The sequence below is a fragment of the Saccharicrinis sp. GN24d3 genome, from assembly GCF_052400645.1.
GTDB lineage: Bacteria > Bacteroidota > Bacteroidia > Bacteroidales > Marinilabiliaceae > Saccharicrinis.
This window is the reverse complement of the sequence record NZ_JBQTGI010000010.1, coordinates 140,572-153,860: the sequence shown is the minus strand read 5'-3', so window position 1 is coordinate 153,860 and position 13,289 is coordinate 140,572. Positions and strand designations below refer to the sequence as shown.

The 13,289-nt window shown below is 42.0% G+C and carries 10 protein-coding genes; 1 reads left to right on the top strand and 9 read right to left on the bottom strand.

Annotated features, from left to right (window positions below; genetic code table 11):
* The first annotated feature begins 25 nt into the window (after positions 1 to 25).
* Entirely contained in the window at positions 26 to 337 is a 312-nt protein-coding gene (locus ACT29I_RS13385) for a hypothetical protein (protein WP_444793674.1), read from the top strand.
* Here ACT29I_RS13385 and ACT29I_RS13380 read toward each other — a convergent pair.
* From ACT29I_RS13380 to ACT29I_RS13340, 9 genes are all read right to left on the bottom strand, one after another.
* A complete protein-coding gene (locus ACT29I_RS13380) occupies positions 279 to 1,133 on the bottom strand; it encodes a PHP domain-containing protein (protein ID WP_444793673.1) in 855 nt (284 codons plus the stop codon). The genes ACT29I_RS13385 and ACT29I_RS13380 overlap by 59 nt on opposite strands.
* 339 nt (positions 1,134 to 1,472) lie before the next feature.
* Entirely contained in the window at positions 1,473 to 1,724 is a 252-nt protein-coding gene (locus ACT29I_RS13375; protein ID WP_444793672.1) for a hypothetical protein, read from the bottom strand.
* 386 nt (positions 1,725 to 2,110) lie between these two features.
* Positions 2,111 to 2,380, bottom strand: a complete 270-nt coding sequence (locus ACT29I_RS13370) for a hypothetical protein (RefSeq protein ID WP_444793671.1) — start codon at positions 2,378 to 2,380, stop codon at positions 2,111 to 2,113.
* 13 nt (positions 2,381 to 2,393) lie between these two features.
* On the bottom strand, positions 2,394 to 3,839 hold the full coding sequence (locus ACT29I_RS13365) for a sulfatase family protein (RefSeq protein ID WP_444793670.1): 1,446 nt from the start codon (positions 3,837 to 3,839) through the stop codon (positions 2,394 to 2,396).
* Positions 3,836 to 5,287: a sulfatase family protein gene (locus ACT29I_RS13360; RefSeq protein ID WP_444793669.1), complete on the bottom strand. Its 1,452-nt coding sequence runs from the start codon at positions 5,285 to 5,287 to the stop codon at positions 3,836 to 3,838. Before ACT29I_RS13360 ends, ACT29I_RS13365 begins: the two co-directional genes overlap by 4 nt.
* Before the next feature lie 5 nt (positions 5,288 to 5,292).
* Complete coding sequence (locus ACT29I_RS13355; RefSeq protein WP_444793668.1) at positions 5,293 to 6,867, bottom strand: sulfatase-like hydrolase/transferase; 1,575 nt, start codon at positions 6,865 to 6,867, stop codon at positions 5,293 to 5,295.
* Between the two features lie 540 nt (positions 6,868 to 7,407).
* Positions 7,408 to 7,857 carry a DUF5018-related domain-containing protein gene (locus ACT29I_RS13350; protein WP_430937112.1) on the bottom strand — a complete coding sequence of 150 codons (450 nt, stop codon included), beginning with the start codon at positions 7,855 to 7,857 and terminating at the stop codon, positions 7,408 to 7,410.
* A 30-nt stretch (positions 7,858 to 7,887) separates the two neighbouring features.
* Complete coding sequence (locus ACT29I_RS13345) at positions 7,888 to 9,747, bottom strand: RagB/SusD family nutrient uptake outer membrane protein (RefSeq protein ID WP_444793667.1); 1,860 nt, start codon at positions 9,745 to 9,747, stop codon at positions 7,888 to 7,890.
* A gap of 18 nt (positions 9,748 to 9,765) precedes the next feature.
* Entirely contained in the window at positions 9,766 to 13,212 is a 3,447-nt protein-coding gene (locus tag ACT29I_RS13340; protein WP_444793666.1) for a SusC/RagA family TonB-linked outer membrane protein, read from the bottom strand.
* Positions 13,213 to 13,289 lie beyond the last annotated feature (77 nt).

Sequence of the window (13,289 nt, the reverse complement as noted above, 5' to 3'; positions counted from 1 at the left end):
GGGAGCATCGTTCTGGTGAGTTGAAGTGAAGCAGCAGAGTAGCCAGGTCATTTTGCCTGGTAGCGACCCCATAAATGGCGGTAGCCAGGTCATTTTGCCTGGTAGCGACCCCATAAATGCCGGTAGCAAGGTCATTTTGGCCGGTAGCGATCCCATAAATGCCGGTAGCAAGGTCATTTTGCCTGGTAGCGACCCCATAAATGCCGGTAGCAAGGTCATTTTGGCCGGTAGCGACCCCATAAATGCCGGTAGCAAGGCCGTATTGCCTGGTAGCGACTCTATAGTTTTATTTCTTTTTCTGCGAGGATCTCGTCCAGTAATTCATCAGGAACGTTAAAATCACCTTCACCAACGCCAAGTTTAATATGTGACCTGTTAGCGCCATGAAAATCGGTCCCCCCTGACTTTATAAAATCAAAATCTTCAATATACTCGGCACAGCGGAGCTTTTCCTCCTCAGAAAAAGAGGGATAATAACACTCCATACCATCCAAGCCCAATTCCTTTAGCTTTTTCAGCAACATACGGGTATTTTCTTCTGAATAACCTTTAAATCCAATCTTTAAGTGATAATGAGCCAGAAATGCTTTTCCTCCGGCAGCATGAATAGCGCTAAATGCGGCTTCCGGTTGTATGAGTTCCCCGTTTATGTAATCTATCTTATCCAGATAATTTATCCAGGAATTTCTCACACTCTTCGCAAGTCCTTTAGCCACCAGACATTTAGCAATAGCCTGCCTGTCCATGTACCCTCCGGTGACAAATGGCTCTACATCTTCCGGACCAATTGCAACGCCCATAGAACGGAGTTTTTTAAAAACCTGCAAAAGCCTGTCTGATCTATTCTGCCGGTAATTTGTATATATCCGTTTAAACCCTTCACTTTGTGGATCAATTCCCAGTCCGAGTATATGAATCAGGCGATTTTTACCAAATGTCGCACTAAATTCAATCCCGTTAATAAAAGTAACACCCAGTCTGTCTGCTTCATGTTGCGCTTCATCGAGACCGTCAATACTATCATGATCTGTTATGGCAACAGCCAGGAGCCCTGTTTCTTTTGCCTGGTAAATCAACTCCTTGGGAGTAACGGTTCCATCAGAAACTGTTGTATGCGTATGTAAATCTATCATGATATCCCCTTAATGCTTCTTACTTTATTAAAAATAGCCGGCACAAAAATACACTTCTAATGGTTGATTTAAAACTTTTGTTAACTCTCAGCAGGCCAACGTGCATAATTATTGAGGCTGTATGGGTTTTAGTGGGCATAATAAAGCACCACGAAGCGCTCAGAGGGTGTTCTCCCGCCAAGCCATACTTTTTAATAAAGCTGCCTCAAAAGTATTTGGGTTCATAGTATAATTTACGAATGGTAGGTAGGATACTAATCACCCCCATCCCACCACCTTTGTACATAGTTCTCACAATTTGCAAGTTACGTATTTTATTGACTTTTGATACGGTCTTTTTTATTGACCGATACCGTCGTTTTTGGGGGACCATGGTCGACATGTCATTCTCCACATACACATAGGACACCATATCGAGCGAGCCGAAAAAACCAAACCAATGTTCGAGACCATACGTTGTAGGGTCATTTTTACGGCTACATTAAGATTTACCTTTGGTCTTACATCTAAATTATCAATATTTTTGGCTCCTGCATTATCAAGGGCCCAATCCCAGCCTAAATGCCATTTACCAATGTATCCCGTGGCCATTGGCAGCCATATTTACCGGTTTGGGATAGAGATTTTCCTTCCGGATTAAAACATTTTACATCGCCGTAACCCAAATCATCGGCTAAAATATAGATGATATTTGGAGATTGGCTTTTACCTGCATCTTTCCCCCTGGCTTCAACTTTTTAGAGCTGAGCTGCTATTGCTATTAGTGTTAATATCAATAAAAAGTATGAATTTCATATCTTAAACTATGGTGGTTATATAAGCATGTTTGATTTTATTCATTCTAAGCATTCATTAATACTATCAAGTTCTTGTTTTTGAAAAACAGAGAAATCATAAGTCACAACCCCATGGTCATTTTTATGGCAGTTTCAATTCTAACATCCAGCAAGTCTTCAATTTCTATCTTTCGGGGCTTTTTAAACGTATTTACTGTATTCTATTACATCATTCCCAAATGAAATGAAAATTCTTTCTTTTGTTAACTCTTTTCCAAACAAGCTTTGAATAATATGTAAAACTCCACCAATAGCAAGAATATACCAAAATGGGTTTAATTTGAAACCTGATTTGTACCATCCGAATAACCCGATAAGTATTAGAATTATTCCGTAAATGAACATTGCTCTTATTCGGGAAGGGCTTAATCTTGGACTTACACTATATTTTATCAGCGTTTTTATATTCATTCTTATTTAGCGGCTAATTACTTTCTGCAATCCACTTTTTCGCATCATGCCTGTGGGGTTCATCGTCAAAGAACCGTGCTCCCTCACCTATTTTATTGTAATCCCCAATGTCGTTCCGGGCATTTTCTACCAGCTGTAGCAGCGCTTTAACTTCCCCGGGATGTGCTTTTGCCACATCAGTGGTTTCACCAATATCGTTTTCAAGGTCATACAACTGATGCTCCGGGATTTCCAGTACATCATGCAACTTCCATTTTGATGCATGCCCCAGGGCACCACACCATTCAGGCGCCTGTGGGCGCTTTAATACCAATTTCCATTTCCCCTTTCGCACGGCCTGTAGGTGAGTAAGGAAATAGTAGTAATAAATGCGTTCCTGATCGAAACTTACTTTTTCTCCCGTCATCAATGACAGTATATTCTCTCCGTCAAGAATCCGGTCATTGGGCAGGTCAACACCCGCCAGTTTACAAAAGGTAGGCATGATATCCATGCTGGTAGTAATTTCATCACAGGTCTTCCCCTTAGGAATCAAGCCCGGAGCCCACAACACGCAAGGCACCCGTACTCCGCCTTCCCAAGTGGTTACCTTGCCTCCACGCAAGGGAGCTGCACTACCTGCATTCTCTCCTCGAACCAGCCAGGGACCATTGTCGCTCGTAAAAATAACAACCGTATTCTTGTCTAAACCATATTCTTTTACAGCTTTAAGAATCTCCCCGGTACTCCAATCCAGTTCACCTATTACATCGCCATACAATCCACGTTCCGATTTTCCCTTGAATGCCTCGGATGCCCCAAGTTTGGTATGCGGCATGGTGTGGGCAAGGTAGAGAAAGAAAGGATTCTCCTTGTTCTGTTCAATAAAATTTATTGCTTCGGCATGGTATTTTTGTACCAGAAGATCCATCCCAGCCTTTTTTTCAACGACTTCGCGATTACGCCAGAGATCGATGTGTCCACCATCATTTCCGCTTCCTGTTCCAAACCAATAATCAAAGCCGAAGTTGTCGGGATAGATATCATCCCTGGCAAACCCGGCTTTATGTCCATTCATATCCCACTTCCCAATACAGGCCGTTGAATATCCGGCTTGTTTTAACAATGAAGACAGCATAATTTCTTTGGGGTGAACCATGGGGTGATTACGCTTAATATTCCCAACTTCGGCTACACGCATCGGATAACAGCCGGTGTTGAGAGCTGTACGGGAAGGGCCACAAATGGGCTGCACATAGAAATTAGTAAAGCGCATACCTTCTTTTGCCATTTTGTCGATTTGCGGAGTTTTTATATTGGGTGAACCATAACAGCCCAGATCCTGATAGCCCTGATCATCAGTGAAAATGATGATGAAATTTGGTTTTCGCTCATTTTTCTGCTGAGTACAAGAGAAAAACAAAAAAATACAACTGAATATAACAATTGGTTTAAACATCTTGTCTATAGTTAGTTTCACTCTTTATTTAATTGTAATGCAAGTGCTTTAGGATTATCGACATGTCCTGCCGGACGCGCATTTTTTGTCACTTCGGCATCAAACTCCTGCATGGCTTTTTTCAATTGCGCAACAATATCGGGATACTGGTCTTTCAGATTGATTTGCTCGCCCATATCCGTCTTTAGATTGTAAAGCGCTTCTTCCCCTTTAATAATACGGAGTTTCCAGTCTTTCCAGCGTACCGCTTCCAAAGTTCCCCAATGCGAATAAAAGAAATATTCGTGCGGACTATCTGCTCCATCCAGTAACACAGGCAGAATATCTTTGCCATCAATAATGCGGTCGTTGGGAATTTCAGCGCCAATTAATTTTGCAAAGGTTGGCAACAAATCCATTGTGGTGAGTAGCTTATCAATTTGGCTGCCCCCTTTAATTTTTCCGGGCCAGCGAATTACTGTTGGCATACGCATACCACCTTCCAGAGTCTGGGTTTTACGTCCCGACAATGGCTTTGCAGAGCCCCTTTTTCCTGCTGGTCCGTTATCGCTGGTAAATAATACGATTGTATTCTCATCAATGCCTTGCTCTTTTAGGGCCGCAAGAATTTCTCCCACCGACCAGTCGATTTCATAAATTGCAGTTGAATATAATTCCGGCGATGCTTGTACACCATTCGCTAATACCTGGGCATATTCTTCTTTAATTTCGGGCGAGGCTGCCAAGGGGCCATGCGGAATGGGGTGAGGAACATAAAGAAAGAAGTTTTCATTTTTATGGTCTTTTATGAATTTCACAGCTCGTTCCGTAATCCTTCGGGTTAAATAATCATCGTCCGGGTCAAGTTCAATTACTTCTTCCATTTCCAAAAGCGGAAGCGGCGGAAAGTTAAAATATTTTTGTCGCGCATGACGGGGTGATATGTCGTGGCTGTATGGCAAACCAAAGTACTCTTCAAAACCCTGGCGGGTTGGTAAAAACTCCGGCTGATCACCCAGATGCCATTTACCAAACATCCCGGTACAATAACCCACCGATTGCGCAATTTCGGCAATGGTAATTTCATCGGGATTCAGGCCATTACCATCGGCTGCCAGGCAAACCGGGAATCGCTTTCCGGGAGGGACATTAGGTAGCTCCACCGCCAAACCCGAGGGTGGTTCCATACTTACCCGTCGTGGGTAACAGCCGGTCATGAGTGCTGCACGCGAAGGCGTACAAACCGGAGCAGCCACATAAAAACTGGTGAGCATGGCACCTTCCTCCGCCATTTTATCGATGTTAGGGGTATAAACGTGCGCTCCTCCAAAACAGCTCAAATCACCATAGCCTTGATCGTCGGTAAAGATGATCACAAGGTTAGGAGACTTTTCTCCCGGCTCTTTTTTTTCAGTTTTTGGCGTGCAGTTTGTTCCTGCAAAAAGCAGCAAAACCAAAACGCTCTTAAATATCTGATTGGTTTTCATCATAAAATTTATTTAACCGAATATTTTTCTCTTAATTCAGTTAATCTCGCATCCATCTTGGCAACAATTTCAGGATGGTCATTCACTATATTTTGGGTTTGATTGGGATCAGTTTCCAGATTATACAATTGTGCAGAAGGCGCCTCTTCTTTCAACTTTCCATTTTCCATATCGCTATTCTTACCACCCACGAACTCTACTCCTGCAGGTCCTCCCCAGGCATGATGTTCAGGCTTGGAACCATTAAATCCACCACTGCCTTGCGCTGGGATGTACATCCATTTCCCTTGTCGAAGGGATAAATTTGTAGCTTTTCTTGGAGCCAAAAGGAGTTCTTCACGTACAGTTCCCTCTTCTCCCAGAAATGCAGGTAAAACATTCACACTATTTTTGTCGGCCAGCGACAGGCTTTCTTCCTGACCGGTAAGAGCCGCAAAGGTAGCCAGCATATCCAGCGATGAAATTAGCTGATCGGAAACCGTATTTTCAGGAACTTTGCCAGGCCATTTTACAATAAAAGGAACCCGGTGTCCGCCTTCCCATACACCAAACTTAAAGCCAAGTAAATCTCCGTTTATTTTGTGTCCTTTGTCTACAGCTATCCGGCCACCCAGGTTGAGCATCCCACCATTGTCACTGGTAAAAACAATCATGGTATTTTCGGTCAATCCATTTTCTTCGAGCGATTTTACCAACTCTCCTACCATCCAGTCCAATTCGTGAATATAGTCGCCATAAAGACCGGCCTGACTAGTCCCTTTGAAACGAGGTGCAGGCGTAAAAGGATGATGGATATTGGTTGTTGCAAAATAAAGGAAGAATGGATTCTCTTTGTTTTTGGTAATCCAATCTGTTGCTTTTTCAGTTAAGTAAGTCCCTGTTTTTTCATCGTCGTAGATTTTATGCGCCTCTAATGCCCCTGCAAATAAATTGTCACTCTTTTTGGAAGCTTCTTTGGGGAAAGTAGGTGTTGGCGAAGGTTTTAAATCGCCTTTATAATTTCTGCCTAAATAAACCAATGGATCGTTCGCATCGTATCCAACTACGGTTTTATTTTCAACATAAACAAACGGGCTGCCACTGTTTACAAAGGGAACACCCCAATAGTAGTCGAATCCCACTTCGTTGGGGCCAGCTCCGAGTGGTACTTGCCAGTCGTTCTCTTCTGTGCCAAATCCTAAATGCCATTTTCCCAAACAAGCGGTTTGGTAGCCTTTATTCTGAAATACCTTACCTACTGTAAGTGTGGTCGTATCAATAAGAAGTTTATTTAAGGTAGCTAAAGGTCCCCAGCTGTCAATTCTTATAGGGTATTCACCTGTTAGCAGCGCATAGCGCGAAGGCGTACAAACCGCTGAAGCGGTGTGCGCATCAGTAAATCGGCGACCTTCCTCTGCAAGCTTATCAATATTGGGTGTCTGTACTTTTGTGGCACCCTGGCAACTCAAATCACCATAGCCAAGGTCATCAGCATAAATGAGGATAACATTGGGGAGGATTTGTTTTTCTTCTTGTGTTTGTTTCTGCGCACAGGAACAGATTAAACCTGTAAGAAGCAAAAAGCATAAATTAATTTTCATCATGTTTTTCATTTTATTAAAATGATTTGTTTCTAAGGTATAAGATGGAACTCGCCTGATTTTAATAAATCGCCAATGTGTGAAGACTCTCTCATGCTCGCTTTATTCATTTAAAGTTTAGTTACATTCAAAACTACAAATAGCAGAAACTAATGTAAAAGGTGAATGTTGCAAACCTGTGGGCAGATGTTGCAATTTAAACCATATCAGCCTTTTTATGTCCTAAATACCAATTAAACTTTGATTTACATTAAATTGTGTTGGTAGTAATTCCAGACCCTTTCGATAGTATAAATAGAGCAATGGAATCAGGCATCAAACAAATACAAGGGTAATTGAATTTAAATCCAGACGGTTTACACGTCGATAGAAAATTTATAATGAATAATATATACGACTCCAGCCGGAGTCCAACGGTCTTACATTACATTGTTTCCAAATTCAGAAACACAAGGTATCGACGTTATTCGTATAGCAACTATTTCTATATAGTATAATAAAGGCAGCCCATATGAGCTGCCTTAATTTGTAAATCACTTTAAATTATTGGACAACATTAATCGTCCAGTCATGCGTAGTACCATCGGCCGAATGCACCCGGTAAGTAAAAGAGCCGGCAGATAAGTCATTAATAATCCCCGCTACAGGAGCCCCATTTAAAGGTTCCACTTTCGTTCCGTAATGGTAGATTAAAAAACCTATACCGGTAAAGGTTTCCCCTGCATTTAAAGTTACCGTAGCAGTAAAGGCATCTTCATCGATTACGGCCGTGCCCGATGATACTGTAACCTTTCGCGTACCTGTTACAGTTGTCTCGTCCACATAATATTCTTCCAGTTTAACCCCGTCTTTTGTTTCGAGTTTGAACAATTGAACGTTGTTAATAAAAGCATTGTCGCCCCATTGTGCCATATCCATTTCAATGCGCGGATCGCAAGAAAAAAGCGATGCCATGAACAAGAATATGAATCCAAATTTTATAATATTTTTCATTGCATTAAATTTTAAGTTTATCATACACTATTAAAACCATCCCGGGTTTTGCTCCAAAGTTACGCCACCTTTTTCCTCATAGAAATCGATTTCCTTTTTAGGGATAGCTTCTAGATAGTCTCTTTCTGGGTCGATATAATAGCCCCTGCCTGTTTCTGTAAAATCGGCATTTTTAAACAGTGTATTCATATATTCACCTCTTACATCAACATTTTGCCCAAGGTGTAATTTAAGCGATGCCAATTGGCTTTGTGCATATCCGGCAGCAAGCACACGCTCGTCGTCGTTCCAAAAATCTTCGAACTCCTGGTAATACGCGCCTACAGGCTTATAACCATTTACCACATCTTCGTAAATGGCCCAGCGTTTTAGGTCCGTTCTTCTGTAATTTTCCAGTATTAATTCCACCCGGCGTTCGCGGCGTATTTCATTTAAAATATTTGAAGCAGCAGGATCATAACCCTGGGCCACTGAATAGGTAACACTCCATGCATTGGCTTCGGCCATGTTCAGGTGTGTCATTCCAACGCGATCACGAATCACATTCACCGATTTATCAATATCTGTCTGGGTGATGCTTCCCAGCATCGCTTTCGCCTCGGCATAATTTAATAAAGCTTCGGCATAACGGATCATGATTTCATCCTGGTTATCGCCCCATTTGTCGACATAGTGATCACGCATGCCTTTAAATACTTTGTAACCACCACGTCCGGTAAAGGAGTTAGTTATATCCTGATATGGCCCTTTCGTCTGGTTTTCAGGAGCAACAGGAATAAACTGACCAGCGTAATCTGCAAAATTACCCCTGGCAGGTGAGTAAAGGGTTTGGTCCATTCGAGGATCGCGGGCAGCAATCAGGTTGGCCAGCTGGGTATAATCATAATCTACATCGGAAACACTTTCGGGTTTACCATCGGCCATTAGGTAATTATCAACAGCACTTTTAGTTAATCCACCACCATATGATGAACCACCGGCACCATGATTTCCGAATACATCCAAACCATAATCCATGTGTTTGTACAAGAATACACCTTTGGTGCCACTGTAATCCTGCTGGTTGAACAAATCGTAGTATTCCCATCCGGCCCTGCCTTTGTATATTTTGGTGCCTTGATAGGCAATCAGCATTTCTCCGGCTTCTACTGCAGCATTTAAAAAGTTGGTACCATCGGCACCATCTACTTTAAACGTAGTGTTTTTTTGGCCATGGTAATATTCCCAACTACCCTCGAAAAGGCCTACACGGGTTTTAAAGGCCAGTGCACTTTGTTTGTTGATGCGTGGCGCTGTGGCAAAGCCTTCGTTTTTCCAATCCAGGTAATCTATGGCTTTGTCCAGATCTTCTATAATTTTAGTTGCAACAAAATCGCGGCTGTCGCGTGTTTTAAACAATTCTTCGCTTTCGGTTCCCAATACCTGATCGATATAAGGAACACCACCAAAATCATGCAGCAATATAAAGTAATGCCATGCCCTGATAAAATAAGCCTCGCCAATATATTGCTTGGCTTCATCATCCAGTTCTACGAGTTTGTCCTGGCTATTCAAAACATAATTTACCTGTCGGATATAGGAATAACGATTGTTCCAGGTACCATTGGTTTCGCTGGCTGCCCCACTATTCGAGTGCTGCATTTCGTTGGAACCAGGGTCTTCAGCTAAAAAGTTATCGGTACCATTTTCTGCACTACTCACAATATTTTGGTTGGATAAAACATTGTTGTACAAACCATTTACATAGGTTTTAAAATCAGCGGCCTTTGTAAAAAAGGTGGCATCGCTCATGGCATCTTCCGGATACTTATCCAGAATACTGTCGTCACAGGCCGACATTGAAAAAATCAACCCGGTAATTATTATTGTGTATAATAGTATTCTTTTCATTTTTTTAAATTTTTAATGTTAGATACCCACTTTTACACCAAATGAGAATATGCGCGATGGCGGATAAGTTCCAAAATCTTCTTCAAATTGGATGGGATCGAAATGATTCGCCCATGATTTGAAATACACCATACCCAGGTTCTCGCCACTGATATTTACAGCCAGGCTGCGTAACCTTAGTTTCGAGACTATTGAAGCAGGTAACTGGTAACTTAAGTTCACATTTTTAATTCTCAGATGCGCCATATTGTGCGCATAATGGTCATTGGCGTTTCTTTCCCAAATCTGATTATAGTTAAAATCGTACGACCTTGGGAAAAAGGCATCCTGGTTATTTAAATTCCAGGTTCCTCCCAATTCTGCCTGTTGTTTGGTGTAAAAATTCTTTGAAACCATCACATACTTTCTTCGGGTATACAGCGTTTGTTTCCCCACCCCATCAAAGAGGGCAGAAAGAGTAAGACCTTTCCAGCTGGCGTTTAACGCAATGTGGTATTTGTAGCGTGGATAATTATAACCTAACAGTTTACGGTCGCCTTGCGAATACCAATAACTTCCTTGTCCGTTGTTTACCAAGCCATCGCCGTTGGTGTCGGCAAAGTTAAAATCACCCGGGTAAAACCATCCGTTTCTCCATAAAACAGTATTTTGAAAATCTTCAGGTGTTTCGCCAATTCCGCCCCAGGTATATCCGTATAATTCGCCAAATACTTGCCCTGGTGTCCATCCTGAGCGGGCTCCTGTCTCATTTTCTTCGTATTCAACTACGTAACCAATATAATCCGAAACGCCGGCACGAACACTGTACCTGATCGGATCTCCTGCCACATTAAAGGCTCTATCGCTCCAGGTTGCCGACATTTCCCATCCACGGGTTTCTGAAACGGCATTATTTTTCTTGGGTCCTGTGGTTCCCAAAACTTCTGAATATTGTTGGGCAGGTCCCTGTTGATCGAATACTGTTCTTTGGAACCAGTCGTATTCAACTTTTAAGCGGTTTTTTAAGGCGGCAGCCTCTACACCGAAACCAATGGTACGCGGTTTTGTCCAGGTAAGGTCGTCAGAAATAATACCCGGCATGCTTACATAAGGAAGTCGTCCTCCGTCTAAAATAACAGGCGTTTGGGCATTGGTACCCATAGTAGGTAAATAGGCGTAATTGCTACCAGTATTGTTACCCAGCTTACCCCACGAACCTTTAATTTTAAACATGCTTACATAGTCTTTTAAAGGCCAGAAATTCTCGCGGGCTACATTGTAACCTGCCGATACCGATGGGAAAAATGCCCAGCGTGTATCTGGTGAATATTTGGAAGACGCATCGTAACGCATGTTGATATCCAGCAAGTAGGTTTCTTTGTAATTGTAGCTTACCCTTCCGAAGTAACCCTGGGTTGCCCACGAATAAATGACATCATCAACCACAGGGCTATCGCTGTAGGTTGTGCTTAAAGAAGGAACCGAATTGGTGTAGAATAAGCTGTTGTAACCATAAAGGCTGTTAAATTTATTTTCTTCTTCGTTGTAACCTGCCAAGAGCGTTAAGTCGTGTTTATTTACCTGCAGCTTGTAGGTGGCAACAAAGTTTAGAGAATGGTAATATTTATTTTTAGACCTTTCTTCTATATCATTAATTGATGGGCTGCGTCGGCTTGGCTTTGGTGTGCCATCAGCATCCCAACTATTAAAAACAAATGAAGTATTGTTATCAAACTGATGGTTTGTATTCCAGGTGTAATCACCCTTTATACTTAACCCTTTTACCGGTTTAAAATCAAAATTACCCGTTAACCATACATCATCGTTGGTATTGTTAAAAGATCCCGAAGCCCCACTAAGGTTGGGTACAATGGAAAACTCGTTGGGCGAGCCATTGTCGTCGTATGATGGTAAGGAAGGGAAAAAACCTACCGCATCAAAAAAGTTTCCATCATTTTGACCATTTCTCCAAATCCTGGGGCGTTCCGATTGTTGGCGTCCGTATTTTGAACTTACCCCCACACTTAACCAATCGGTAATGTCGGAATTTACTTTTATCAAAGCCGAATAGCGTTTCATCCAGTCAACCGGGCTTTCATAAACCCCCTGGTTATCGATATATCCCAAACTGGCATAATAGGTCGTTTTTTCGCTCCCTCCGTTTATGCTTACATTGTATTTCTGGTTAAACACATTGTCGCGAAAAGCGGTGTCGAATTGATCGTTATTGGCATTGTACTCGTATACACTGCCATATTTTCCACTGGGTAAGATAATGTTGGTGGTTGTAATTTCACCATCGATGTATTGTGTCATACGCTCAATGGCTTCATCACTCCAAAGTGGCGATCTCAAATGGTTATACCTTTGGTTATTTCTAAAAATAGCATTCACATCACTATTAACGGTTTCAGGAAGTCCAATAGGCGAACTTACAATCATATCGGCTGAGAAATTAATCTGCATTTTTTGGCTCTTTTTCCCCGATTTTGTGGTGATTAACACCACGCCGTTAGGCGCACGCGACCCATAAATAGCTGAAGCTGCGGCATCTTTTAATACCGAAATACTTTCCACATCGTTGGCATTTACCAAGTCGATATCCTGTGGAACGCCATCAACCAGTATTAATGGAGAACCTGAAGCATTAAATCCGGTAAACCCACGGATATTTAAACTGGACTCCGCATTGGGGGCACCCGATTTGGTTGTAATGTTTAATCCGGGAACCGAGGCAGAAAGCATTTCCGTCACCGATTTTACTGGCCGGTTTTCCAGGTCTTTGGAATCCACCATTTGTACGGCCGAAGTCAGGTTTACTTTCTTTTGGGTACCGTAACCGATCACCACTACTTCATCGAGTCCTAACGCTTCATCAAGCAAAGTAATATTGATGACAGACCGTGAAGCAACTTGCACTTCCTGAGACTGCATCCCAATAAAAGAAAATAATAATACGGCATCGGCAGGGATATCCGTTAGTGCATATTTCCCATTGATATCCGTTATTGTTCCTACGCTTGTACCTTTTAATAGTACAGTTACTCCGGGCAAAGGTTGTCCTGAGTTGTCGGTAACGATACCTTTAATGGCAAACTTTTCTGCCTGTTGTATTACGGTCACATCAAATAGTACGATTTGTTTGTCTAACACCTTAAAGCCTACATTAGTGTCCTCAAACAAGTCTTTAAGCACATTATCAAGTGGTTCTTTTTCGTAGTCCACATTTACGTTTCTATCCAGATCGACATATTCCGAACTGAATGCAATTTTAAATTCAGTTTTTTCCTGAATAATTTCCAACACTTCTCCAATGGTAGTTTTTTCCATTTTAACGGATAGGGTCGCTTTCTGACCATATCCCCCAATGGCAGAAAGCTGAGCCAAGCATACTGTTAATAAAAACACACTGATTTTCATAATCCGTAGAATTTTTCGTCCTACAAAAGAAGACGTACCTTCTCTTGCGATACCAACTTTTTTCATAAATTTGTATTTAGGTTAACTAGTGTGGCATCATAATGCTGATGCCGATTATTACATCTATTTAGGAAAGTGTGCCA

What these genes read in the sequence shown, in the direction of transcription:
- ACT29I_RS13355 (WP_444793668.1), bottom strand. Translation starts at nt 6,867, where the DNA reads ATGATGAAAATTAATTTATGCTTTTTGCTTCTTACAGGTTTAATCTGT.
- ACT29I_RS13375 (WP_444793672.1), bottom strand. Translation starts at nt 1,724, where the DNA reads ATGGCCACGGGATACATTGGTAAATGGCATTTAGGCTGGGATTGGGCC.
- ACT29I_RS13360 (WP_444793669.1), bottom strand. Translation starts at nt 5,287, where the DNA reads ATGATGAAAACCAATCAGATATTTAAGAGCGTTTTGGTTTTGCTGCTT.
- ACT29I_RS13340 (WP_444793666.1), bottom strand. Translation starts at nt 13,212, where the DNA reads ATGAAAAAAGTTGGTATCGCAAGAGAAGGTACGTCTTCTTTTGTAGGA.
- ACT29I_RS13345 (WP_444793667.1), bottom strand. Translation starts at nt 9,747, where the DNA reads ATGAAAAGAATACTATTATACACAATAATAATTACCGGGTTGATTTTT.
- ACT29I_RS13370 (WP_444793671.1), bottom strand. Translation starts at nt 2,380, where the DNA reads ATGAATATAAAAACGCTGATAAAATATAGTGTAAGTCCAAGATTAAGC.
- ACT29I_RS13380 (WP_444793673.1), bottom strand. Translation starts at nt 1,133, where the DNA reads ATGATAGATTTACATACGCATACAACAGTTTCTGATGGAACCGTTACT.
- ACT29I_RS13350 (WP_430937112.1), bottom strand. Translation starts at nt 7,857, where the DNA reads ATGAAAAATATTATAAAATTTGGATTCATATTCTTGTTCATGGCATCG.